Genomic DNA, 23,883 nt, shown 5'->3' with positions numbered 1-23,883 from the left:
GGTGGCTGAGCTCAGCCACCACCAGCCCGTCCGGCGATTGAGGACCGCGCCCGCAGGGCGCCCGCCGCCGAAGACCGGCCGGAGGGGCCCTACGCCCGCCCGGCCGTCTTCTGCGTCTTGCGGGAGACCGAGTCGATCACGACGGCTGCCAGCAGCACCGCGCCCGTGATCATGTACTGGATGGCGGAGGCGATGCCCAGCAGTGCCATGCCGGAGGCGATCGACTGGATCACCAGCACACCCAGCAGCGCCGACCAGGTCTTGCCCCGGCCGCCGAAGAGGCTGGTGCCGCCGATGACGGCCGCCGCGATGGCGTTCATCAGCAGGCTGCCCGCGCCGGAGGACTGGTTCGCCGCGTTGATCTGCGAGGCGAGGAACATTCCGCCCAGCGCCGCCATCGTGCCCGAGAGCGCGAAGACCGAGATCCGGATCGCGGAGACGTTGATGCCCGCGCGACGGGCCGCCTCCACGCTGCCGCCCAGGGCGAAGACCTTCCGCCCGTACGGGGTGCGGCGCAGCACGAAGTCGAGCGCGACGACGACCCCGAGGAAGATCACCACGGCCAGCGGCAGGCCCTTGTACTCGTTGAACAACCAGGCCACCACGTAAGCGGGCACCGCGATGGCGGTGGTCCGCAGCACGATCTCGCTGAGCGGACGGCTGGGGACGCCCGCCGCCGCGCGTCGCCGCGCGTCCCGGAAGGACAGCGTGAAGAAGGCGACCACGCTCAGCGTCGCCAGCCCGTAGCCGGCGGCGATGTCGCTGAAGTAGTGGTTGGTCAGCCCGGCGACCAGCCCGGAGTCATCCAGGTTGATGGTGCCGTTGGAACCGAGCACCTCGAGCATGAGGCCGTTCCAGCCGAGCAGACCGGCCAGTGTCACCACGAACGCGGGCACGCCGATCCGGGCGAAGAAGAATCCGTGCAGCGCCCCGACCAGGGTGCCCGAGAGGAGCGCGAGGAGCAGTGCGAGCCACTCGGGCATGCCGTTGCTGACGTTGAGGACGGCGAAGACCGCGGCGGCCAGTCCGCTCACCGAGCCCACCGACAGGTCGATCTCGCCCAGGATCAGCACGTAGACGATGCCGACCGCGATCAGGCCGGTGCCGGCGGCGGTGACGAAGAGGTTGGAGAGGTTCTCCGCGCCGAGGAAGGCCGAGTCCTGGAGCTGGAAGACGAGGCCGATGATGACCAGCCCGACCACCACGGGCAGCGAGCCCAGCTCGCCGCTGCGCATCTTGCGGCGGAACTCGCTCCAGTAGCCGGCGAAGCCCTCCTCGCGGACCAGCAGTCGCGGGTCCACGGCGGTGACGGCGCCCTCGGCCGCCGGCTGGGCGTCCTGGGGAGGCGTGTCCTGCGGGGCGTTCCCCGCGCTGTCGGACTTGGACAGGTTCGTACTCACTTCTCGCCCTCCGCGGTGCGCGCCTTGCGGCGGGTCACGGCGTTGTCCGTGGCGCCGGTGATGGCGGAGATGATCTCTTCCTGCGAGGTGGCCCGCACATCGAAGGTGCCGTTGTTGCGGCCGAGGCGGAGTACCGCGACCCGGTCGGCCACGGCCTTGACGTCGGCCATGTTGTGGCTGATGAGGATGACCCCGAGGCCGCGCTCGCGCAGCCGCTCGACCAGGTCGAGGACCTGCGCGGTCTGCTCGACGCCCAGCGCGGCGGTGGGCTCGTCGAGGATGACGACCTTGGGCTCGCCGAGCAGCGAGCGGGCGATGGCGACGGTCTGCCGCTGCCCGCCGGAGAGCGAGGCGATGGGGATCCGGACACTGGGGATCCGGATGGAGAGGGTGGAGAGCAGCTCACGGGCGCGGCGCTCCATCTCGACCTCGTCCAGCACCCCGGCGCGCACGATCTCGCGGCCGAGGAAGAGATTGCCGACGACATCGAGGTTGTCGCAGAGCGCGAGGTCCTGGTAGACGGTCGCGATGCCCAGTTCCTGGGCGGCGTGCGGCCGGTCGACGGTGACGGGCCTGCCCTCCCATTCGATGACGCCTTCGTCGGCGGGGCCGGCTCCGGCGATCGTCTTGACGAGGGTGGACTTGCCGGCGCCGTTGTCGCCGACCAGGGCGACCACCTCACCGGGATGGATCTCGAGCTCTACGTCGGTGAGCGCCTGGACGGCACCGAACCGCTTGGAGATCCCGCGCAACGCCAGCACGGGCGTAGCGGACACGTGCATCATCTCCTTCGCCGCCTGACCGGCGGGGAGTGGGGACAAGGGGGACAGAGGGAAAGAGAAAAGGGGGTGTGCTTACTTCAGTCCGGCCTTGTCGCACTGCGCCTTGTACTTGGCGGTGCAGATCTCGTCCAGATTGAAGAAGCCCTCCTTGCCGACGTACTTCCCGATGTCGCCCTTGGTCAGTGCGAAGGGGGTGACGATGATCGAGGGGATCTTCTTCTCGGTGCCGCTGTCGACGGTGGACTTGGCGATCGAGTCGAGCTTCTTGCCCTGCGCGAGAGCGACGGCCATTTCGGCGGCGGCGTCGGCCTCGGGCTTGTACGGCTTGTAGACGCTCATGAACTGCTCGTCGGCGAGAATCCGCTGAATGGCGGAAAGCTCGGCGTCCTGGCCGGTGACGGGCGGGAGCTTGTCGAATCCGGCGCTCTTCAGTGCGGTGATGATGCCGCCGGCCATGCCGTCGTTGGCGGAGTAAACGCCGACGATCTTGTCCTTGCCGAGCGAGGAGATGGCGCCCTTCATGTTCTCGTTGGCGTTCTCCGGCTTCCACTCCTTGGTGTCGTACTCCTTGCCGATCTTGACCTTGCCGTCGAGGACGGAGTGGGCGCCGTCCTTGTACATCTTGGCGTTCGGGTCGGTGACGGAGCCGTTCATCATGACGATCTCGCCCTTGTCGGCGTCGTCGCCCAGCTCCTTCAGCAGGGACTCGCCCTGGATCTTGCCGACGCGCTCGTTGTCGACGGAGGTGTAGGCCTTGATCGGGCCCTCGGCCAGACGGTCGTACGCGACGACGGGGATGCCCTTGTCGTTCGCCTTCTTCACCGAAACCGCTATCGACTTCGCGTCCACCGCGTCGACGATCAGCGCGTCGACCTTCTTGGTGATCATCGTGTCGACCTGCTGCTGCTGGACGGAGGCGTCCTGCTTGGCGTTCTCGTAGAGAACCTTGGTGTCCGGGCCCGCCAATTCCTTGATCTTCTTCTCGATCAGCGGGTGGTCGAACCGCTCGTAGCGCGCGGTCTGGTTCTCCGGCAGCAGGAGGCCGATGGTGAGCGGCCCCTTCTTGTCCTTCTTCTCACCGCTGCCCTTGCCCGATTCCTTGGCGCTGCCACAGGCGGCGAGTCCGGCGGCCATCGAAACAGCGGCCACGGTGACGGCGGCACGACGCAGATGCGTGTTCACTGAAGAAACCTCCCTGACGAGGCCGCGTCGTTGCGGCCGAGGTGGCTGGAAGTCAACTCGGCCACCAAGGCACCGTCAAGAAGTAAATCCTTAACGAGATGGCAACGATGCCATTCGTTATCTGCGTGAACTCAAGAACCGTGCCGGGGAAACGGTGACGACCGTCAGGCGGGCGCGGGCGCGTCCGTCGGGACGCTCTCGTCCAACAGCGTCGAATCGCCCATTTCATTCAGCACGAGCGCGATGGCGCCCAGCACCTCGGCCCGGCCGCCCAGCGCTCCCGGTACGACCTCCAACTGCCGTGCGGCGCTGGGGATCGCGTACCGGGAGACGGATTCGCGGATCGGCCCGAGGATCAGCTCACCCGACTCCGCGAGGTCGCCGCCGAGCACCACTCGGCGGGGATTGAGCAGATTGCACAGGTTCGCCACGCCGCTGCCGATATGCCGGCCGACATCCGCGATCACCCGTCGGCAGCCCGGGTCACCCTCTCGCGCGAGCTGCACCATCCGGGCCACGGTCAGATCGGTGCCGTGGGCCGAATGGAGCAACGGCAGGACATACCGGGCCGCGGTGAACGTTTCCAGACAGCCGCGGTTGCCGCACCGGCAGACCGGACCGGACTCGTCCAGGGTGATGTGTCCGATTTCGCCCGCCGTGCCGCCCGGTCCCCGGTAGATCTGCCCGTTGATCACCAGGCCCGCGCCGACACCGCTGGCGACCTTGATGTACGCGAGGTCCGCCGCCCCGCGGCCGGAGCCCCAGACCAGCTCGCCGAGCGCGCCGAGGTTGGCGTCGTTGTCGACGTACACGGGCACCCCGAGCCGGGCGGCGAGGTCGTCGCGCGGGTTGGTGCCCGCCCAGCCCGGCAGGATCGCCGTCGAGCCCAGCACCCCGGTCTCCACGTCGATCGGGCCCGGCACACCGAGACCCACTCCGACGATCTTCTCCGGACTGATGCCCGCCGTCACTATCAACCTCTTGACCAGCGCTTCCGCCCGGTCGAGGCCCTGTGCGGCGGAGGCGTCCACATCCAGCGGCTCGGCCTCCTCGGCCAGCACCCGATGGGCGAGGTTCCCGATGGCGACGTGCAGATGGGTGTGCCCGAAGTCGACACCGACGACGATGCCGGCGTCCCCGGACAGCGACACGCTGCGGGCCCGGCGCCCGCCGGAGGACGTGGGGGTGACGTCGACGGTCCCGCCGTCCTTCAGCTCCCGGACGATATTGGAGACCGTGGCGGCCGACAGCCCTGTGGACCGGGCGATCTCCGCCTGGGTGAGCGAGCCCGCCATGCGCACCGCGCGCACGACCCGCTCCAGGTTGGCCCGGTGCAGCGACGACTGCGACCCCGGAGTCTCCACGCCCATTCACTCCCGCCTCGCGGGCCCGGCACGACCGCCGCGCCCTCGGCCGGACCACAGCAGTGGAGCCCGGCTCTTCGTACAACATGTGAACTCTAAGCTGAGCCGCCTGGGTGAGATCCCGTCAAGGCCTTGACTCCACTTGAGCCCACATCGAGCCCACATCGTACGGATCCACGGGGGCTCACAGGGCGCCCAGGGCCCGGCCCACCGGGCCCTCGGCAGGCCGCCCGGGCCGCTCCCGCCGCGCGGTGCCCGCCGTCCGGCCCCCGTCGTCGATCACCCGAGGCGATCGTGTGAAGCCCGTCACGGAGGACGCCGGAGCGGCACCCGGGGCACCGCCGCCGCTCGGCGCCGCAGGCGGACCCGCCCCGGCCGGAGCGACCGGCACCCCGCCGACCTCCCGATAATCACCCCATACGCTGTGAGTAGCCCGGGTAGCCCGAATGGGCGAATCCGGTTCCCTCGGGGTCCAATCCGACTGATCTTGGCTTGTCCGCACTCAAGCGCTTCTGCGGCATGTTCGCCCGACATAACCTCCGCTCCCCCGCCCTCGCGCAGCTCCGCGACCGGGTTCAACTGTCGGATAGTTGGGGCCTTCTGCGGCATTGGCGACGCACGCCAACCGATTCATGCACGCGCAGCCACCGTCCAAGCCATAGAACGAACGGAGCCCAGCACATGTGCGAGGACCCCCAACTGGCCACCGCCGACTGGTGGTACACACTCCGGATCCCGGCGCAGCCCTGGATGATCAGCCTCATCCGCAGCTCGCTCCAGCTCGCACTGCAACGGCACGGGCGGCTCGACCTCGCCGACACCGCCTGCCTGTTGGCGACGGAGCTGGTGACCAACGGCGTGGTGCACGCCAACTCACCGGTGACCGTCGACCTCAGCTGCCGCTCCCGGACCCTGCGGGTCGATGTGCACGACAGCAGCCCCGAGGCGCCCGCCCGGCGCAGCGCCGGCTGCGACGACGAGTCGGGGCGGGGCCTGACCCTCATCGACGCCTGCGCCACGGCCTGGGGCGTCTACCCGGCGGCCCACGGCCGGGGCAAGGCGGTCTGGTTCACGCTGTGCTGAACGGACGCCGAAGGCGGCCCTGTGGGGGCCGCCTTCCTGTGCGTGCGGCCACGCCGTCGCCCGGCGGGCCCGGCCGCTACTTGAGCGCGCCCGCCGTCAGTCCCGCCTGGACCTGGCGCTGGAAGACGATGTAGGCGGCCAGGACCGGGAGCATGGCGATCACCAGGCCCGCGAAGAGCCCCGACCAGTCGCCCTTGTAGCCCTGGCTGACGGCGAGGGCGACCAGCCCCTGGGGAAGGAGCTTCTTGTCCTCGTCGCCGACGTTGAGCACGGTGGGCAGCAGGTACTGGTTCCACTGGCCGAGGAAGTTGAAGATGCCGACGCTGATCAGGCCCGGCTTGGCCATGGGCAGCATCACCTGGAAGAAGGTCCGGGTGTGCGAGGCCCCGTCGATCATCGCCGCCTCCGCCACCGAACTGGGCAGCGTTTTGAAGAACCCGCTGAGGAAGAAGATCGTGAACGGCAGCGAGTAGGCGATGTAGACGAGGATCAGCCCGGGATAGGTGTTGAGCAGCTGCATGTTCTTCATGACGAAGAACAGCGGCACCAGGGCCAGGATGATGGGGAAGCTCATCCCGCCCACGAACAGGAAGTAGACGAAGCGGTTGCCGGGGAATTCGAAGCGGGCCAGCACATAGGCCGCCATGGAGCCCAGCAGCATCGTGCCGAAGAGCGAACCGGCCACGACGATCACCGAGTTGAGGAAGTACTGGCTCATGTGCGCCTGGGACCAGGCGCGGCCCCAGGCGTCGAAGTGCAGGCTCGTCGGCAGCGCCCACGGCGAGGTGAAGATCTCCTTGTCGGTCTTGAAGGCGCTCATCACCGCCCACAGCAGCGGCAGGGTGACCATCAGGCCCCACAGGACCAGCACGCCGTGCGAGAAGACGTTGAGGACCCTGCCCTCGCTGCCGAGCCGCCCGCCCGGCGAGTCGATCGCCGGCCCGCCGCGCTGCGACGGCAGACCGGGCGCGGTGTCCACCGTGGTGACCTCCGGGAGGTCGGGGAGGTCCGAGGGCTCGGCTTGCGCGGTCACGGTGCTACTCCCGGTTCGGCGGTGGGGCGGGGGGTCGGCTGCGGCCGCGTGGCCGTCGAGGCGGCCATCAGTACTCCAGCCGCTCGCGCCGGCCGAGCTTCATGACGATGCCCGCGAAGATCATGGTGACGATCAGCAGCGCCACGCCGAGCGTGGTGGCGTATCCCGCCTGTCCGTCGCGGAACGCCTTCGTATAGAGGTAGTAGGCCAGGACCTCGGTGGAATAGTCCGGGCCGCCCGGACCCACGGTCATGATCTGGATGACCGCGAAGGCGTCGAGCGCCATGATGCCCATGTAGACCCAGCCGGTCTGGACCGTGTCCCACAGCAGCGGCAGGGTGATCCGGAAGAACGTCTGGACGCGGTTGGCGCCGTCCAGCAGCGCCGCCTCGTAGAAGTCCTTCGGGATGGAGCTCATGCCCGCCGAGAACAGGACGACGTAGAAGCCGACGTTGCACCAGATCATGACTGCCATGACGCACCACAGCGCGAGCTGCGGGTCGCCGAGCCAGTCCGGCTGTACGGAGTCCAGGCCGATGGCCTGGAGGAAGGAATTGAGCGCGCCGCTGTTGGGGTTGTACGCGAACTGGAACAACAGTGCGACGATCGCGATCGAGAGCACCTGCGGGAAGAAGTAGACGACCTTGTAGACGCTCGACCCGCGGACCCCGGCGATGGCCGCGTTCTTCCTGCGCCGGCCGCCGACATTGAGCATGAAGGCGAAGAACAGCCCGAGCCCGAGCGTCACCAGCGGGAGCACCAGCAGCAGCAGGACGTTGTGCCCCACGGATTTCCAGAAGACCTCGTCCTCCCAGAGCCGCTGGTAGTTCTGGAAGCCGACCATCTCGAAGTCGGGACTGAGCCCCGTCCAGTCCGTGAAGGAGTAGTAGATGGCCTGGACGAACGGCGAGATGACGAAGACACCGTAGATCGCCAGCGGCAGGGCCAGGAATCCGGCGATGAAGCGGTACTTACCGTGCTGCATGACTTTCGACCCCGATCTCTTCCCGCGGGTGCCGCCGCTGGTGACGCGAGCTCACTTGTGCCGGTACTTCTTGACCGAGGCGTCCTTGGCGGTGTCGTCGGCGAACCGCTGGATCTTGGCGATCGCCTCGTCGGGGGTGGCCCGGCCGGCCATCAGCTCACCGATCGCCGCCACGCCGATCTTCTCCTTCTGGAGGGCGACGTACCAGTCCTGGATGCGCGGATTGACGACGTTCTGGCCGGCCTTGGTGAGCGCCTCCTGCGAGGAGGCCAGACCGGGCGGCAGGGAGAGTCCCTCGGTGCCGCCGTTGAGGGAGGTGAGCGAGGAGACCTGCTTGATGAAGTTCTGCGAGGACTTCTTGCTCAGCATGATGCGGAGCAGTTCCATGCCGCCGCGCGGGTTCTTCGCGTTCTTCGGCACGATGAAGGGCTCGCCGCCGGAGGCCCAGATCGTCCCGAAGGGCATCTTGTCGCTCTTGTCGAGGCTGGAGGGGGCCCCGACGGCCATCTGGAAGTCCTTAGGGGTGGTCTTCTTCGACTCGTTCTCCACCCAGGAGCCGTTCGGGAGGAACAGCGCCTTGCCCTCGTTCCAGGCGGTCTGCGACTCGATGTGGGTCAGGCCCGGGGTGCCCTTGAGGATGTACCCCTTCTTGTACAGCTCGTAGTACGCCTCGAAGGCGGACTTGACGGCCGGGTCCTTCCAGGCGTTCGGCTCCAGGTTGTCGATCTTGTCGAGGACCTCCTTGCCGCCGATCTTGGCGATGAAGGGGTAGAGGCTGAACGGCAGGTAGTACGGGTGCTTGCCCGCGTACGTCCAGCCGGCGATGCCCTTCTTCTTCGCCTTCTCGCAGACCGCGAGCATCTCGTCCCAGGTCTCGGGGTACTGCGCGTCGAGCTTGCGCAGATTGGTCTTCGAGTACCAGACGCCGTAGACCGTGTAGGCGTAATAGAGGATCCAGGTCTCCCGGCCGTCGAACTGGCCCATCTCCACGACGCCCGGGCGCAGCGTGTCGCGCACCTTCTTCTTGGGGTCGTCGACGGAGGGCGCGTCGAGGAGGGCATTGAGGTCGGTGAGCTGCTTCTTCCCGACGAGGGTGCCCATGTCCATCTGCTCGGCGCCGGAATTGTCGATGAGGTCCGGCGGGGTGCCGCCGTTGAAGCGTGGCTGGAGCGTGGACTGGATCTTCTGGGTGGCGGAGTGGCTCACCTTGCTGCCCGGGAAGGCCCTGGCGTATTCCGCCTCGGCGTCCTTCGCGTACTGCTGGCCGAAGCCGCCGTCGAAGATGACGACGTCGAGCGGCGCGCCCTCATTGATGGCGAGCGGGTTCGTGGCGCTCTTCTCGCCCTTGTCGACCTGGTTGGAGTCGCCGCTGTCGCCGCCGCTCGCGCAGGCGCTCAGCACGCTCATCGACGGCACCGCGATCAGACCGATGGCCGCCGCTCGTTTGATCAGATCGCGTCGGCCGAATTCCGAGGTGGATCCCATGCTCAAGTCCTCGCCTTCTCCAGGACTCAGGCGGTGTACCGGTCTTCCCCTTGCGAACTCGCCATCGACGAAGGGCCCGACACCGCGGGTCAGTTGAAGCTTGGTGTGTGCTGGGTGTGCGTCCGGGATCGGTGATGTTCCCACGGCTTGGTCGCCCGCCGCTGCCTCCCGGGTCCGCCGCGGCGCCGAACCGTCGCCTCGGACGCCGACAGGTATAGTCCACTCCCCATCAACTGGGCAAGATCGAAAGCAGCTTTGACGACCAGTCTTTCCCGAGTTGAGACCTCGCCGACATACGCCGACACCAACCCCAAAACCCTTGACACCACTGGTGTCTCACGCCCTACTTAACTCTGCGCGACTCGAGCGACAACGTTGTCAGTTTCGTCGAGAGGCATGAGATGCGACAGAGATTCAGACACCGATGGCGTAGCTGTGCCCGCCCCACCGCCCTCCTCGTGGCCACCGTACTGCTGACGACCGCTCAGGGCACCCAAGGGTGGGCCGAAAGCGCTTCCGCCGTTCGGAGCAAGGCTCCTGACGAAGAGTTCGCTTCCTCCTTCGAGAAGGGTGAACCGCAGCCCGATTGGCGCAACACCGTCGAGACCGGCCCGGGTGGCCAGAAGAGGTCCGCCGGGGTCGACGGCAACGACACCACCGGAATCCCCGGCAATGCCACCGACAAGGTGACCGGTGTCCGGGCCAGCGGCGAGAACGCCGAGGCGGGAGAGGTCAAGGAGAACCTCGTCGACGGCGAGAGCGCCACCAAATGGCTCACCTTCGACAGGGCCGCCTGGCTGGAATTCACGCTGTCCGAACCGGTCAAGGCCGTCCGCTACGCACTGACCTCCGCCAATGACGCGCCCGGACGGGACCCCCGGGACTGGACGCTCAAGGGCTCCGACGACGGATCGCACTGGACCGTCCTGGACGTCCGCGAGGGCCAGGTCTTCGAAAAGCGGCACCAGACCCGGGAGTTCTCCTTCGGCGGCACCGTCTCCTACCGGCACTACCGGCTGGACATAGCCCGCAACAGCGGAGACGCGGTCACCCAACTGGCCGAGGTGCAGCTCGCGACGGCGGACCCCGGCACTCCCCCCGCCTCCGACATGCGCAGCCACACCGACCGCGGCCCCACGGGCTCCCCCACCGCGAAGGCCAATGTCGGCTTCACCGGCACCCAGGCCCTGCGCTACGGCGGCACCCACCAGGCGACCGGCCGCGGATATTCGTACAACAAGGTCTTCGACGTCCACACCAAGGTGACGCCGAGGACCCGTTTGGCGTACAAGGTCTTCCCCTCGATGCCCGAGGCGGATGCCCGCTACCCCGCCACGCATGTCTCGCTCGACCTCGCCTTCACCGACGGCACCTATCTCAGCGACCTCGGCGCCGTCGACCAGCACGGCGCGCGGCTGACCCCACGGGGGCAGGCCGATTCCAAGACGCTGTACGTCAACCAGTGGAACAACAAGACCGCGCTGATCGGCGCGGTCGCCGCGGGCAAGACCGTCGACCGGGTGCTCGTCGCGTACGACTCGCCGGTGGGGCCCGCCAAATTCCGCGGCTGGGTGGACGACATCTCGCTCGCGCCCGCCCCGGCCGAGAAACCTCAGGCCCATCTGGCGGACTACGCGGTCACCACGCGCGGCACGCATTCCAGCTCGAATTTCTCGCGGGGCAACACCTTTCCCGCCACCGCCGTACCCCATGGTTTCAATTTCTGGACCCCCGTGACCAACGCGGGGTCCATGACCTGGCTCTATCAGTACGCCGCCACCAACAACGCCGACAACCGCCCCACCATCCAGGCCTTCAGCGCCAGCCACGAGCCGAGCCCCTGGATGGGTGACCGGCAGACCTTCCAGGTGATGCCCTCGACCGCCGCCGGGATCCCCGACGCCTCCCGCACGGCCCGCGCGCTGCCCTTCCGGCACACCAACGAGACGGCCAGGCCGCACTATTACGGCGTCACCTTCGACAACGGTCTCAAGACCGAGATCACCCCCACCGACCACGCGGCGATGATGCGGTTCACCTTTCCGGGGGAGAACGCCGGCGTCATCCTTGACAACGTCACCAACCAGGGCGGGCTGACGCTCGATCCCGACCGCGGAGTGATCACCGGCTACTCCGACGTCAGGAGCGGGCTGTCCACCGGCGCCGGGCGGCTCTTCGTCTACGGCGTCTTCGACGCGCCCGTGACCGCGAGCGGCCGCCCCCGCGGCGGCGCGGGCGGCGATGTCACCGGCTTTCTGCGCTTCCGGCCGGGCCAGGACAGGACCGTGACGCTGCGCCTGGCCACGTCCCTGATCGGCGTCGACCAGGCGAAGGCCAACCTCGAACAGGAGATCCCGGCCGGCTCCTCCTTCACCGGTGTCCGCGACCGCGCCCGCGCCGCCTGGGAGGCGATCCTCGGCCGTGTGGAGGTCGAGGGCGCGAGCCGCGACCAGCTCACCACGCTCTACTCCAACCTCTACCGGCTCTACCTGTATCCCAACTCCGGCTTCGAGAACACCGGCACCAGGGCCCGGCCGCGGCCCCGCTACGCCAGCCCCTTCTCCCCTCCGGCCGGCGAGAACACCCCGACCCGCACCGGCGCGAAGGTCGTCGACGGCGAGGTGTACGTCAACAACGGCTTCTGGGACACCTACCGCACCACCTGGCCCGCCTACTCCCTGCTGACGCCCAAGAGCGCCGCGAAGCTGGCCGACGGATTCGTCCAGCAGTACAAGGACGGCGGCTGGACCTCCCGCTGGTCCTCCCCCGGCTACGCCGACCTGATGACCGGCACCAGCTCGGACGTCGCCTTCGCCGACGCCTACGTCAAGGGCGTCGGTCTCGACGCCGAGGCGGCGTACGAGGCCGCGCTCAAGAACGCGACAGTGGCACCGACCCACCCCGGGGTCGGCCGCAAGGGCATGAACACCTCCGTCTTCCTCGGCTACACGAGCACGAAGACCCGCGAGGGCGTGTCCTGGGCGCTGGAGGGCTACCTCAACGACTTCGGGCTCGCGAAGATGGCCGAGGCGCTCTACGACAGGACCCACCGGGCCCGCTACAAGGAGGAGGCCGCCTACTTCCTGGGCCGCGCCCAGAACTATGTGAAGCTCTTCGACCCCGACGTGGGCTTCTTCCAGGGCAAGGACGCCGACGGCTCCTGGCGGCTGTCGCCCGACGACTACGACCCGCGCGTCTGGGGCCACGACTACACCGAGACCAACGGCTGGAACTTCGCCTTCACCGCCCCGCAGGACACCAGGGGCCTGGCCGCCCTCTACGGCGGCCGGAGCGGCCTGGCGAAGAAGCTGGACCGCTACTTCGCCACGCCCGAGACGGGCTCGCCGGAGTTCGCCGGCTCGTACGGCGGCGTCATCCACGAGATGACCGAGGCCCGGGACGTCCGCATGGGCATGTACGGCCACAGCAACCAGGTCTCGCACCACATCGCCTACACCTACGACGCGGCGGGGCAGCCGTGGAAGGCGCAGGCCAAGGTCCGCGAGGCGCTGTCCCGGCTCTATCTCGGCAGCGAGATCGGCCAGGGCTATCCGGGCGACGAGGACAACGGCGAGATGTCGGCCTGGTACGTCTTCAGCGCGCTCGGCTTCTATCCCCTGGTGATGGGCGCCGGGGAGTACGCGATCGGCTCACCGCTCTTCACCAAGGCCACGGTCCATCTGGAGAACGGCCGCGACCTGGTGGTGAAGGCTCCGGGCAACAGCGCCCGCGACATATACGTCCAGGGCCTGCGGGTCGACGGCAAGGCGTGGAACTCCACCGCGCTTCCGCACTCCGTGCTCGCGGACGGGGCGACGCTGGAGTTCACGATGGGGCCGAGACCCTCCGCATGGGGCAGCGGCAGGGACGCGGGCCCGTCCTCCATCAGCCGCGACGACAAGGTGCCCACTCCCCCGGCCGATCTGACGACGCCGAACGGTTCGGCGCTGACGGACGACACCTCCGCCACGGACACGTCCTTCACCACCGCCTCCCTACGGGTGCCCGCCGGATCCCGGGTGACCTCCTACACGCTGACCTCGGCCGACCGGGCGAAGGCCCCGGACGGCTGGGTGCTCAAGGGGTCGGCGGACGGCGAGGAATGGAGCACGGTCGACCGGCGCACGGGCGAGTCCTTCGCCTGGGACCGGCAGACCCGGGTCTTCTCCGTCCGGGCCCCCGGCCGGTACGGCCACTACCGCCTGGAGAGCGCGAACGGCGAGGTCAGGCTGGCCGAGGTGGAGCTGCTGGGGGTGCCGACAAAGTGATTGACAGGTAAAGAAAGTGTGAAACGATCGGTTTCGTCTGGTGGCGTGTCGAAAACAGACACGCCACCTTTCTTTGTCTGATTGAGTCTGATTTCTTCTGGAGACCTACGTGGCCCACCTTCCCGGCCGCTCCCGCGGACGCGCCCTGAGCCGTCTCGCAACCGCGGTGACAGCCGCCGCTCTGGTCGGCACCACCGCCACAACCGCCCTGGCCGACAGCGCGCCGGCCGCTTCGCCCGCGCAGCGCGCGGCGCAGCACTCCGCCGAGAACAGCGCCAAGCGCTGGGCCGAGGCGCAGAGCGCCGCCAAGGGCGCCCCCAAGACCGCCGCCCCGGGCCTGGCGGCGCCCCGCACGCTCCGCCCGAGCGGCCCCGCCGCGGCGGCCCCCTTCTTCCCCGTCTCGGCCGTCAACGGCACCGGGGACATCTACGCCTACTGGCCCGACGGCAAGGGCGGACTGACGCCCCGTCGGCGCATGGACGGCGGCTGGCAGGACATCAACACGGGCGTCCGCGTCGACCACAACGCCGACGGCCTGCCCGACGGCGTGTACCTGCGCGGTCCCGACCACAACCTCTACTACGCCAGTGCCGGCAGCGACGGTCACCGCATCGCGACCGACTGGGCGCAGTACGACCAGCTGTTCGCCCCCGGCAACCTCGGCGGGTCGAAGCAGTCGGACATCCTCGTCCGCGACCGCTCCGGCGTGCTGTGGCTCTACCTCGCCTCCGCCGACGGCTCGCTGTCGGGCCGCAAGAAGGTCGGTCCCGGCTGGGGCCAGTTCTCCCAGATCGCGGGCCGGGGCGACCTGACCGGTGACGGCAAGGCCGACGTCGTCGCCCGCGACAAGGACGGTGTGCTGTGGCTCTACAAGGGCACCGGCGACTACACCAAGCCGTTCGCCGCCCGCACGAAGGTCGGCGCCGGCTGGAACCAGTTCAGCAAGCTGCTCGGCACCGGTGACGTGGACCTCGACGGCCGCAGCGATCTGATCGCCCGTGGCGGTGACGGCGCCCTGTGGCTCTACAAGGGCACGGGCAACGCGTCCTCGCCCTTCAAGGCCCGTGTGAAGATCGGCAACTCGGGCTGGAACCAGTACCGCCTGATGTTCTGATCCGATGACGAGGGCCGCACTCCCGGACGGGGGTGCGGCCCTTTTGTCTTCCTCACCCGGGAGCGCGGCGGCTCACCCGGCGCCGGACGACCCGGCCCAGGGACCGCACCGGACGCGTGAGCAACAGGACCAACCCGACGACGGGCAGCGTCAGCAGCAGGATCTGGAGACACGCCGCGATCATGCCGAGGATCTGATTGCCGGATGTACCGGCGTTCTTCACCAGGGAATTGACGGTCCGCCAGTCGGCTTCGAGCAGTCGGGGCATATTCATGAGCACCACGCCCAGCTGAAGAGCGAGCGCCGGCACCAGGAACACGACCCATACCGCGACGACGGTCTGCGGCCATCGTTTGAGGGCGCGGAGCCGCTCGTCGCGCGGTCGGCGGAGCACGACCCGCTTGAGAATGGGCGCGATGTACTTGAAGAGGTCGGGAATGCCGGTCAGGTCCGCGACGATGTAATAGCCGTCGAACCGCAGCGTGGGAATGAGCTGTTGAAACATTTCCAGGTGGACGGAAAGGATCGCCACCAGGAGCAGTGGGTTGCCGGTCCACACGTACAGCGCGAGCAGTCCCAGGACGAAGAGCGCGTTGAAGTAGACGCCACCGAGGTCGGCCCGGATACGGCCCGCGCGGCCCAGCCGATAGGAGTTGGTGATGTCGGTGTAGAAGGCGGGCCACACGACATAGATGCCGCATCCCATGGCGCCGGGCCGGGCGCCTCCGTAACGGCACGCCGCGCCGTGGCCCATTTCATGGAACACGCACGAGGCGATGGCCAGAAGGACGACGAGCAGCACGCCGGCCGGGGAGGAGAGCACCGTCCGCAGCGCGGCACCGGTGTCCTGTGTCGACCACAGCCATACCTCGCCGGCCACGAACGCGGCGAGGGCGCCGACCACCAGCAGCGGGCGGAACAGCCAGGCGAAGAGGCCGGAGAGGAACCAGGTGACATGCTCCGGCAGCACCGCCACCCGGAACCGGAAGGAGAGGAACGGGTCGCTCTTGGGGGTGGGGGGAGGGGGTGAGCCGTCGCTGTAGGTGGTGATGCCGAGCGGGGCGAGCTTCTTGTCGATGAGGAAGGCGACGTGCTCGGTGGTGAACTCCCGGTCCGTCTCCCGGCGGAGTTCATCGGCCACCCGTGCCATCACCGGCTCCGCGCCGGGGTGTTGCCGGCTCCGGCCGTTCAGCGCGCGGACGACCTGGTAGAGCAGGGCCGGCAGCCGGACGATCTGCCCGTCGGGACGGCAGACCAGATGGGGCGGCTCCCGATAGCCGGAGCCCTCGAACTCGCCGACCAGCTCCATGCCGGCCACCAGCGTGGGTTCCTGTGACATGGGCGCTCTCCGTGAGATGACCGGCGGACTGCCTGGGGCGTGGCGGGGGAAGGGCCGGACGCACTCCGGCCCTTCCCCGGGCGTTACGGCGGGCCGCTACGCGATCAGTGGCTGGAGACGGCTGCCGGGACGCAGTGGAGGCCGGTGGCCGGGTTCTGCGAGTGCAGACCGAGCGAGCTCAGCAGGCCGGCGGGCTGCTGCCGGTCCACGGACTGGCAGGCCGACAGCATGGTGGTGCCGTGGTCGCTGGGAGCGGGGGCGTACACGCCGCCGCCCGAGGCCGTGGCGGAGCTGCTGCTGGAGGCGCCCGCGCCGACGCCGCCGCCGTCGCCGTGGGGGTCGCCGAAGGTGAGCGGCGTGGCGATGATGCCCATGACGGTGCGCTCGGGCAGCACCTCGCCCGCGACCTGGTCGAGTTCCTCGAAGCTGATGGCGTTGTCCATTTCCGTACCCCTTCTCGAAGCGGTCAGCGGCTGGAAATAGCCGCAGGAATACAGGTGGTGCTGTGCCCGGGAGAGCTGGGAGCCAGTCCCAGCGCGACGAGAAGACCGGGACTGCCCGCGTCCTGCCGGTATTCGCAGGCATAGGCCACCGTCGTTCCGTGCTCCGTTCTCACGAGCGTCGGGAACACGGGTGGGTCGGAACCCATGGCGCTTGTCGGCAGCACAGTCGAAAGTGCGATCCGCCGGGGAAGCTCCTCACCGCAAAGCCGGCCGAGTTCCCCGAAGGTCACGGCGGATCCCATCGCTTGCCCTCCCTCTGGAACGACAGCTTCCGTCGTCCCGGCAGGGAGCCTAACCCGCAGCGGAATGTGGGACACATCATCAATACTCGGATCACCCGGACGAGTTGGGGAATGCCCCGGGAGGTTTGGCGAGGCGATATGCCCGCCCGGCATACGGCGAAGGGCCGCACCCCGTACGAGACGGGGTGCGGCCCTGTGAACGCTTAACCGATACCGCTTACTTGCGGATCAGGGAGCGCAGCACGTACTGCATGATGCCGCCGTTGCGGTAGTAGTCCGCCTCGCCGGGGGTGTCGATGCGGACGACCGCGTCGAACTCGACACCGGTGTCGGTGGTGACCTTGACCGTGCGCGGCGTGGTGCCGTTGTTCAGCTCGGTCACACCGGTGAAGGTGAAGGTCTCCTCGCCCGTCAGGCCCAGGGACTCGGCCGAGGCGCCCTCGGGGAACTGCAGGGGCAGGACGCCCATGCCGATGAGGTTCGAGCGGTGGATGCGCTCGTAGGACTCGGCGATGACGGCCTTGACACCGAGCAGCGCGGTGCCCTTGGCGGCCCAGTCGCGGGACGAGCCGGAGCCGTACTCCTTGCCCGCCAGGACGACCAGCGGGATGCCCTGGTCGATGTAGTTGCGCGAGGCGTCGTAGATGAAGGAGACGGGGGCGTCTTCCTTCGTGAAGTCGCGGGTGAAGCCGCCCTCGGTGCCCGGCGCGATCTGGTTGCGCAGGCGGATGTTGGCGAACGTACCGCGGATCATGACCTCGTGGTTGCCGCGGCGCGAGCCGTAGCTGTTGAAGTCACGACGCTCGACACCGTGCTCGGTGAGGTACTTGCCGGCCGGTGTGTCGGCCTTGATGGCACCGGCCGGGGAGATGTGGTCGGTGGTGACCGAGTCGCCCAGCTTCGCCAGGACGCGGGCGCCGGCGATGTCGGAGACCGGGGTGGTCTCCATCGTCATGCCCTCGAAGTAGGGGGGCTTACGGACGTAGGTGGACTCGGTGTCCCACTCGAACGTGTTGCCGGTCGGGATCGGCAGCGCCTGCCACTGCGCGTCGCCCGCGAAGACGTCCTGGTAGGACTTGTTGAACATGTCCTCGCCGATGGCGTTGGCCACGACGTCGTTGACCTCGGCCTCGGACGGCCAGATGTCCTTGAGGAAGACCGGGTTGCCGTCGGTGTCGGTGCCCAGGGCGTCCTTGGTGATGTCCACCTTCATGGAGCCGGCGAGGGCGTACGCGACGACCAGCGGCGGCGACGCCAGGTAGTTCATCTTGACGTCGGGGTTGATCCGGCCCTCGAAGTTGCGGTTGCCGGAGAGCACCGAGGTGACGGCCAGGTCGTGCTCGTTGACGGCCTTGGAGACCTCCTCCGGCAGCGGGCCGGAGTTGCCGATGCAGGTGGTGCAGCCGTAGCCGACGAGGTTGAAGCCGACCTTGTCGAGGTACGGGGTCAGACCCGCCTTGTCGAAGTAGTCGGTGACGACCTTCGAGCCCGGGGCGAGGGTGGTCTTGACCCACGGCTTGCGGGTCAGGCCCTTCTCGACGGCCTTCTTGGCCACGAGCGCCGCGGCGACCATGACGTAGGGGTTCGAGGTGTTGGTGCAGGAGGTGATCGCGGCGACGGTGACGGCGCCGTGGTCGATCTCGTAGGTCGAGCCGTCGGGGGCGGTCACGGTGACCGGCTTCGACGGGGCGCCGGTGGAGATGGCCGGGGCGTCGGAGGCCGGGAAGGACTCCTTGCCCGCCTCGTCGACGGTGTCGACGTAGTTGCGGACGTCCTGCGCGAACTGCGCGGCGGCGTTCGCCAGGACGATGCGGTCCTGCGGGCGCTTCGGGCCGGCGATCGAGGGGACGACCGTGGAGAGGTCCAGCTCGAGCTTCTCGGAGAAGTCCGGCTCGGCGGCCGGGTCCAGCCAGAGGCCCTGCTCCTTGGCGTACGCCTCGACGAGCGCGACCTGCTGCTCGGAGCGGCCGGTGAGCTTGAGGTACTTCAGCGTCTCGCCGTCGATCGGGAACATCGCGGCGGTGGAGCCGAACTCCGGCGACATGTTGCCGATGGTGGCGCGGTTGGCGAGGCTCGTCGCCGCCACACCCTCGCCGTAGAACTCGACGAACTTGCCGACGACGCCGTGCTTGCGCAGCATCTCGGTGATCGTGAGCACCAGGTCGGTGGCGGTGGTGCCGGCCGGGAGCTCACCGGTCAGCTTGAAGCCGACGACGCGCGGGATGAGCATGGAGACCGGCTGGCCCAGCATCGCGGCCTCGGCCTCGATGCCGCCGACGCCCCAGCCCAGCACGCCGAGGCCGTTGACCATGGTGGTGTGCGAGTCGGTGCCGACGAGCGTGTCGGGGTACGCCTGGCCATTGCGGACCATGACCGTACGGGCCAGGTGCTCGATGTTCACCTGGTGGACGATGCCGGTGCCCGGGGGGACGACCTTGAACTCGTCGAAGGCGGTCTGGCCCCAGCGCAGGAACTGGTAGCGCTCCTTGTTGCGGCCGTACTCCAGCTCGACGTTCTGGCCGAAGGCGTCCTTCGTGCCGAACTTGTCGGCGATGACGGAGTGGTCGATGACCAGCTCGGCCGGGGCCAGCGGGTTGATCTTCGCCGGGTCGCCGCCGAGCTCCTTGACGGCCTCACGCATGGTGGCGAGGTCGACGACGCAGGGCACGCCGGTGAAGTCCTGCATGATCACGCGGGCCGGCGTGAACTGGATCTCCTGGCTGGGCTGGGCCTGCGAGTCCCAGTTGCCCAGCGCCCGGATGTGGTCGGCGGTGATGTTCGCGCCGTCCTCCGTGCGGAGCAGGTTCTCCAGCAGGACCTTCAGGCTGTAGGGCAGACGGGCGGAGCCCTCGACCTTGTCCAGCTTGAAGATCTCGTACGACTCGTCGCCCACCTGCAGCGTGCTGCGGGCGTCGAAGCTGTTCGCCGACACGACAGTCTCCTTCATGCATGAATTCGCGCGTACCACGGCCATCCTGCCGTCACAGCTCCACGCCGATCCGTTAAGGTGAACCTAAGTTAGGTAGGCCTTACTGGCGCGGCAGCGGTACGCCTCTCGGCAGATATCTCGATGTCGAGATAACTCTAGTACATCGCTGCGGCACGGTCATGCCCTGATAGGCCGTGCGTGGCCCTCGCCCGCGGACGAACGGCCGACACGGAGGGCACGACGGCGGCCCGGAGCGGCGCTCCCGCGGAGCGCGCACCCGTTCACCTGTGCGAGTGAAGGGTGCGCAGGAAGGCCCTGCGCGGGTGCCGATTGCTATAGAAACGGTGCAGTCGTCATGCTGCAGTCACCATGCCCGCGGGAGGACCTATGAGCACGCAACCTCATGTCTATGCGGCCGACGACCCCGAAACCGCGCTGAAGTACGCGATCCAGCACCACCAAGGGGACCGGGTGCAGATCGTGGAGGGGGTCATCGAAATGATGTGTCCGAGCTGGGGACACGAAACCGCAGCCGACCAGATCCGCAACCAGATCGCACCCAAGGTCGCAGAACTGGGCTGCGTCTCGGGTTCGGGCAATCTGGATCTCCCCGGCAGTAGCAATTGGTACATCCCTGATGTGGCGGTTGTCCCCAAGGCCCTGGCAAAGGACGCCCCGGCCCTGCTGCCCGACCAGACACTTCTGATCGTCGAGGTCACCTCGGACTCCAACGGTGACACCGACAGAATCGTGAAACGCCGTCGGTACGCCGAGTACGGGGCGCCCCTCTACCTCTTGGTCGATCGCCAGGAGAAGTCCTGCACGCTCTTCGCCGAGGCAGGCAAGTTGGGGTACACGAAGGTGAACGGCCCTCTGCCGTTCGGCACCCCCGTACACCTCCCCGAGCCCTTCGACCTCACCTTGGACACCTCGGAGTTCTGACTTCGCCTCACCGCCCCGCCAGCCCCGTCCTGACCAGGGACAGGACCTCCTCGTCGGAGAGCCCGAGGGTGCGGGCCTCGGCGATCAGGTGGCGGACGCCCTCGACGAGGCGGGCGCGGCCCGGGGAGGTGTCACCGCCGGTGACCACGGCGCCGCGGCCGCGGCGCAGCTCGATGAGGTCCTCCTCGCGCAGGCGCTGGTAGCCCCGGAGCACGGTGTGGACGTTGACGCCGAGGGAGTCGGCGAGCGCGCGGGCCGCGGGGAGGCGTTCGCCGGGGCGGACGGCGCCGTCGGCGATGGCTCCGCGAACGGCGGCGGCGATCTGGTCGCCGAGCGGCAGCGGGGAGGCGGGGTCGAGTCGGATCAGCACATCAGCCCCCGTGGTGCGCGCGGTCGCGGGCGACCAGCGCGTTGAGCAGTGCGGCCGCCGTGGCCGCGTCGTCGACGGTGATCACGAACTCGCTTCCGGTGGTCAGCCGGGCCACGATAGCGTCGCCGGAGCGCAGCACGAGTCCGCTGCGGCCCGGGTGGACGCGGTAGCCCCAACCGCCCATGTCCTTCCAGGCGTTGATGTCCCGGCTGGTCGCCTCCTCGATACGGGCGAGCGGGACCCGCAGCCGGGGCCACGGCAGCCAGGGCGCGGTGGCGGTCAGCCCGTGCCGGTCGACGGTGACGCGCGCGCCGGCCATGACGGACAGCAGCGCGCCGGGGACGAGCAGGGTGAGGGCCGAGCCCCAGTCCGCGACGAGCGCGACCAGCAGGCCCAGGGCGAGGAGCGCGGGTCCGCAGGCGAAGAGCGCGCGGGAACCGACGGTCCGCGTCCAGGTCACGCTCTCCCCCTCCTGGAGGGCGAGCCGGGGTGCGGAGGCCGGGCCGTCGGCCGCTTCAGGCACGGCCGGCGCGCTCCGGCCGGCCAGGAGCAGTCCGAGCGCGGCGGCGACGGCGGCGACGACCAGGGCCGCCGCCAGCTGCCAGGGGCCGAGCCGGGCATCCTCGGCGGAGCCGGCCCGCGCGTTGGCGACGACGAGGTCGGTGAGCAGGAAGCCGCCGAACCCCGCGACCCCGTAGGCGACGGCGACGAGCGCCCGCCCGTTCGCGTGTCTGCCGCCCTCCGCCCGGGCGAACCAGACGAAAAGGGCTGCCGGTACGAGCAGCACACCGAGGGCCGCATACGGGAAGACACCGAGCGCGGTGAAGCCGTCGGCACGGCCGGCGCCGGCGAAGTGGGTGGCCATGGGATCGGGCAGCCGGTCCCGGCGACTGAGGAAAACAGCGAGGAACGCGGCGGCGCCGAGCAGATAGGGCGACGCCACAACGAACGGGCGGCGCCGGATCGCCGCGGGTCGTACGGGCGCGTTCAGGGTCATGTGCACGCCTCCCTTTCAGTTGTTTGCATAGTAATAGAACAATGATCAATGGGGAAGGGATCTCATATCTGAGATACCGTCTGTCTCATGACAGACGCCTACCTCGCCCGTATCGGCAAGCTCATCCGTGACGCCCGTCAGCACCGTGGCTGGACGCAGTCGCAGCTCGCCGATGCCCTCGGGACCAGCCAGAGCGCGGTCAACCGTATCGAGCGGGGAAATCAGAACATCAGCCTTGATATGATCGCCCGCATCGGTGAGGCGCTGGACAGCGAGATCGTCTCCCTCGGCTATGCCGGGCCCATGCATCTGCGCGTCGTCGGCGGACGCCGGCTCTCCGGTGCCATCGACGTCAAGACCAGCAAGAACGCCTGCGTGGCCCTGCTGTGCGCGACCCTCCTCAACGCCGGCCGTACGACGCTGCGCCGCGTCGCCCGCATCGAGGAGGTCTACCGGATCCTCGAGGTGCTCGGCAGCATCGGCGTCAAGGCCCGCTGGATCAACGACGGCAACGACCTCGAGATCGTGCCGCCCGCCGAGCTGGACCTGGCCGCGATGGACACCGAGGCCGCCCGCCGCACCCGCAGCGTGATCATGTTCCTCGGTCCGCTGCTGCACCGCATGGACCACTTCAAGATCCCCTACGCCGGCGGCTGCGACCTCGGCACCCGGACCGTCCAGCCGCACATGACGGCCCTGCGCCACTTCGGCCTGGAAGTCACGGCCACGGACGGCACGTACCACGCGCAGGTCGACCGTTCGGTCGCACCCACCCGGGCGATCGTGCTGACCGAGCGCGGCGACACCGTCACCGAGAACGCCCTGCTGGCCGCGGCCCGCCACGAGGGCGTCACCGTCATCCGCAACGCCAGCTCCAACTACATGGTCCAGGACCTCTGCTTCTTCCTGGAGGAGCTCGGCGTGCGCGTCGAGGGCATCGGCACCACGACCCTCACCGTGCACGGCGTGGCCACCATCGACCGCGACGTCGACTACGCCCCCTCCGAGGACCCGGTCGAGGCGATGAGCCTGCTCGCCGCCGCCGTCGTGACGGAGTCGGAGCTGACGATCCGCCGTGTGCCGATCGAGTTCCTCGAGATCGAGCTGGCCGTCCTGGAGGAGATGGGCCTCGACCACGAGCGCAGCCCGGAGTACCCGGCGGACAACGGCCGCACCCGGCTGCTGGACCTGACGGTGCGCCCCTCCAAGCTGCGGGCGCCGATCGACAAGATCCACCCGATGCCGTTCCCGGGCCTGAACATCGACAACGTGCCTTTTTTCGCGGCCATCGCCGCCACCGCCCAGGGCCAGAGCCTCATCCACGACTGGGTCTACGACAACCGCGCCATCTACCTCACCGACCTCAACCGCCTCGGCGCCGACGTCAAGCTCCTCGACCCGCACCGCGTCCTCGTCGAGGGCCCGACCCGCTGGCGCTCGGCCGAGATGATGTGCCCGCCGGCCCTGCGGCCCGCCGTGGTCGTCCTGCTGGCCATGATGGCCGCGGAGGGCACGTCGGTGCTGCGCAATGTCTATGTGATCAACCGGGGTTACGAGGACCTGGCGGAGCGCCTCAACTCGATCGGCGCCCAGATCGAGATCTTCCGCGACATCTGATCCCACGGGTCACACTGATCCCACGGACCAAACGGCGGTGGAGAGGTGGCCCTCGTGGCGGTGAACAAGGCCGAGCTGGTGGTGGCGCTCAAGGAGGGGCGGCTGGCGTACGAGTTGGGCGAGCAGGTGGCCGACTGTCCGTACCCGCCGGGTGATCCGCTGCGGGCGGCATGGCTGCGCGGCTGGGCCGCCGCCCGCGACGACCGGAAGGACGGCGCGGGCGAGGGCTGAGCGCGCGGTCGGCGCTC

18 protein-coding genes are annotated in these 23,883 nt (G+C 68.8%); 6 read left to right on the top strand and 12 right to left on the bottom strand.

Annotated elements, in window-relative coordinates:
* Nucleotides 1–89: 89 nt before the first annotated feature.
* From AB8O64_RS27485 to AB8O64_RS27470, 4 genes are all read right to left on the bottom strand, one after another.
* The gene (locus AB8O64_RS27485) at nt 90–1,400 is read right to left on the bottom strand and encodes a sugar ABC transporter permease (RefSeq protein WP_370421925.1); all 1,311 of its coding nucleotides are present in this window, start codon (nt 1,398–1,400) and stop codon (nt 90–92) included.
* The gene (locus AB8O64_RS27480) at nt 1,397–2,185 is read right to left on the bottom strand and encodes an ATP-binding cassette domain-containing protein (RefSeq protein ID WP_130881716.1); all 789 of its coding nucleotides are present in this window, start codon (nt 2,183–2,185) and stop codon (nt 1,397–1,399) included. Before AB8O64_RS27480 ends, AB8O64_RS27485 begins: the two co-directional genes overlap by 4 nt.
* 69 nt (nt 2,186–2,254) lie before the next feature.
* Nucleotides 2,255–3,364, bottom strand: coding sequence for a substrate-binding domain-containing protein (locus AB8O64_RS27475; protein WP_370421923.1), 1,110 nt, complete (start codon nt 3,362–3,364; stop codon nt 2,255–2,257).
* Nucleotides 3,365–3,528: 164 nt separating this feature from the next.
* Nucleotides 3,529–4,728 carry an ROK family transcriptional regulator gene (locus AB8O64_RS27470; RefSeq protein ID WP_356456807.1) on the bottom strand — a complete coding sequence of 400 codons (1,200 nt, stop codon included), beginning with the start codon at nt 4,726–4,728 and terminating at the stop codon, nt 3,529–3,531.
* 681 nt (nt 4,729–5,409) lie between these two features.
* Here AB8O64_RS27470 and AB8O64_RS27465 point away from each other — a divergent pair.
* Entirely contained in the window at nt 5,410–5,811 is a 402-nt protein-coding gene (locus AB8O64_RS27465) for an ATP-binding protein (protein ID WP_130881718.1), read from the top strand.
* Nucleotides 5,812–5,887: 76 nt separating this feature from the next.
* Here the strand turns inward: AB8O64_RS27465 and AB8O64_RS27460 are convergent, their stop codons facing one another.
* The 3 genes from AB8O64_RS27460 to ngcE form a co-directional block, all read right to left on the bottom strand.
* Nucleotides 5,888–6,790: a carbohydrate ABC transporter permease gene (locus tag AB8O64_RS27460; RefSeq protein WP_370423982.1), complete on the bottom strand. Its 903-nt coding sequence runs from the start codon at nt 6,788–6,790 to the stop codon at nt 5,888–5,890.
* Between the two features lie 121 nt (nt 6,791–6,911).
* The gene (locus AB8O64_RS27455) at nt 6,912–7,829 is read right to left on the bottom strand and encodes a carbohydrate ABC transporter permease (RefSeq protein WP_370421921.1); all 918 of its coding nucleotides are present in this window, start codon (nt 7,827–7,829) and stop codon (nt 6,912–6,914) included.
* A 51-nt stretch (nt 7,830–7,880) separates the two neighbouring features.
* A complete protein-coding gene (gene ngcE / locus AB8O64_RS27450) occupies nt 7,881–9,314 on the bottom strand; it encodes an N-acetylglucosamine/diacetylchitobiose ABC transporter substrate-binding protein (RefSeq protein ID WP_370421920.1) in 1,434 nt (477 codons plus the stop codon).
* A 401-nt stretch (nt 9,315–9,715) separates the two neighbouring features.
* On the opposite strand from ngcE, the gene AB8O64_RS27445 reads away from it, so the two are divergent.
* Together AB8O64_RS27445 and AB8O64_RS27440 are read left to right on the top strand one after the other, a co-directional pair.
* Nucleotides 9,716–13,582, top strand: a complete 3,867-nt coding sequence (locus tag AB8O64_RS27445) for a GH92 family glycosyl hydrolase (RefSeq protein ID WP_370421919.1) — start codon at nt 9,716–9,718, stop codon at nt 13,580–13,582.
* Between the two features lie 109 nt (nt 13,583–13,691).
* The gene (locus AB8O64_RS27440) at nt 13,692–14,696 is read left to right on the top strand and encodes an FG-GAP repeat domain-containing protein (protein WP_370421917.1); all 1,005 of its coding nucleotides are present in this window, start codon (nt 13,692–13,694) and stop codon (nt 14,694–14,696) included.
* A 52-nt stretch (nt 14,697–14,748) separates the two neighbouring features.
* Here AB8O64_RS27440 and AB8O64_RS27435 read toward each other — a convergent pair whose 3' ends face one another.
* The 3 genes from AB8O64_RS27435 to acnA form a co-directional block, all read right to left on the bottom strand.
* Nucleotides 14,749–16,035 carry a hypothetical protein gene (locus AB8O64_RS27435; RefSeq protein WP_370421916.1) on the bottom strand — a complete coding sequence of 429 codons (1,287 nt, stop codon included), beginning with the start codon at nt 16,033–16,035 and terminating at the stop codon, nt 14,749–14,751.
* A 104-nt stretch (nt 16,036–16,139) separates the two neighbouring features.
* Nucleotides 16,140–16,478 (bottom strand): hypothetical protein, encoded by a 339-nt coding sequence (locus AB8O64_RS27430; protein ID WP_370421915.1) that lies wholly within the window; start codon nt 16,476–16,478, stop codon nt 16,140–16,142.
* Between the two features lie 519 nt (nt 16,479–16,997).
* A complete protein-coding gene (gene acnA / locus AB8O64_RS27425; RefSeq protein ID WP_130881726.1) occupies nt 16,998–19,712 on the bottom strand; it encodes an aconitate hydratase AcnA in 2,715 nt (904 codons plus the stop codon).
* Between the two features lie 384 nt (nt 19,713–20,096).
* On the opposite strand from acnA, the gene AB8O64_RS27420 reads away from it, so the two are divergent.
* Nucleotides 20,097–20,651 (top strand): Uma2 family endonuclease, encoded by a 555-nt coding sequence (locus tag AB8O64_RS27420; protein WP_370421913.1) that lies wholly within the window; start codon nt 20,097–20,099, stop codon nt 20,649–20,651.
* A gap of 7 nt (nt 20,652–20,658) precedes the next feature.
* On the opposite strand, the gene AB8O64_RS27415 is transcribed toward AB8O64_RS27420, so the two are convergent.
* Together AB8O64_RS27415 and AB8O64_RS27410 are read right to left on the bottom strand one after the other, a co-directional pair.
* Nucleotides 20,659–21,021, bottom strand: a complete 363-nt coding sequence (locus tag AB8O64_RS27415; RefSeq protein WP_130881728.1) for a GntR family transcriptional regulator — start codon at nt 21,019–21,021, stop codon at nt 20,659–20,661.
* Between the two features lies 1 nt (nt 21,022).
* Nucleotides 21,023–22,018 carry a hypothetical protein gene (locus tag AB8O64_RS27410; RefSeq protein WP_370421912.1) on the bottom strand — a complete coding sequence of 332 codons (996 nt, stop codon included), beginning with the start codon at nt 22,016–22,018 and terminating at the stop codon, nt 21,023–21,025.
* Nucleotides 22,019–22,105: 87 nt separating this feature from the next.
* On the opposite strand from AB8O64_RS27410, the gene AB8O64_RS27405 reads away from it, so the two are divergent.
* Both AB8O64_RS27405 and AB8O64_RS27400 read left to right on the top strand, forming a co-directional pair.
* Nucleotides 22,106–23,635 carry a helix-turn-helix domain-containing protein gene (locus tag AB8O64_RS27405; protein WP_370421910.1) on the top strand — a complete coding sequence of 510 codons (1,530 nt, stop codon included), beginning with the start codon at nt 22,106–22,108 and terminating at the stop codon, nt 23,633–23,635.
* Nucleotides 23,636–23,689: 54 nt separating this feature from the next.
* Nucleotides 23,690–23,866 (top strand): Rmf/CrpP fold protein, encoded by a 177-nt coding sequence (locus AB8O64_RS27400; protein ID WP_370421909.1) that lies wholly within the window; start codon nt 23,690–23,692, stop codon nt 23,864–23,866.
* The last annotated feature ends 17 nt before the right edge of the window (nt 23,867–23,883 follow it).

This window comes from Streptomyces sp. QH1-20 (assembly GCF_041283565.1).
GTDB classification, from domain to species: domain Bacteria; phylum Actinomycetota; class Actinomycetes; order Streptomycetales; family Streptomycetaceae; genus Streptomyces; species Streptomyces syringius.
The sequence above is the reverse complement of the archived record's forward strand: the minus strand, read 5'-3'. Positions and strand labels throughout refer to the sequence as shown.

Excerpts from the sequence above, each read along its gene's own strand:
- AB8O64_RS27480 (WP_130881716.1), bottom strand. The coding sequence starts at position 2,185 with ATGATGCACGTGTCCGCTACGCCCGTGCTGGCGTTGCGCGGGATCTCC.
- AB8O64_RS27465 (WP_130881718.1), top strand. The coding sequence starts at position 5,410 with ATGTGCGAGGACCCCCAACTGGCCACCGCCGACTGGTGGTACACACTC.
- AB8O64_RS27455 (WP_370421921.1), bottom strand. The coding sequence starts at position 7,829 with ATGCAGCACGGTAAGTACCGCTTCATCGCCGGATTCCTGGCCCTGCCG.
- ngcE (WP_370421920.1), bottom strand. The coding sequence starts at position 9,314 with ATGGGATCCACCTCGGAATTCGGCCGACGCGATCTGATCAAACGAGCG.
- AB8O64_RS27445 (WP_370421919.1), top strand. The coding sequence starts at position 9,716 with ATGCGACAGAGATTCAGACACCGATGGCGTAGCTGTGCCCGCCCCACC.
- AB8O64_RS27435 (WP_370421916.1), bottom strand. The coding sequence starts at position 16,035 with ATGTCACAGGAACCCACGCTGGTGGCCGGCATGGAGCTGGTCGGCGAG.
- AB8O64_RS27430 (WP_370421915.1), bottom strand. The coding sequence starts at position 16,478 with ATGGACAACGCCATCAGCTTCGAGGAACTCGACCAGGTCGCGGGCGAG.
- AB8O64_RS27420 (WP_370421913.1), top strand. The coding sequence starts at position 20,097 with ATGAGCACGCAACCTCATGTCTATGCGGCCGACGACCCCGAAACCGCG.
- AB8O64_RS27410 (WP_370421912.1), bottom strand. The coding sequence starts at position 22,018 with ATGACCCTGAACGCGCCCGTACGACCCGCGGCGATCCGGCGCCGCCCG.
- AB8O64_RS27405 (WP_370421910.1), top strand. The coding sequence starts at position 22,106 with ATGACAGACGCCTACCTCGCCCGTATCGGCAAGCTCATCCGTGACGCC.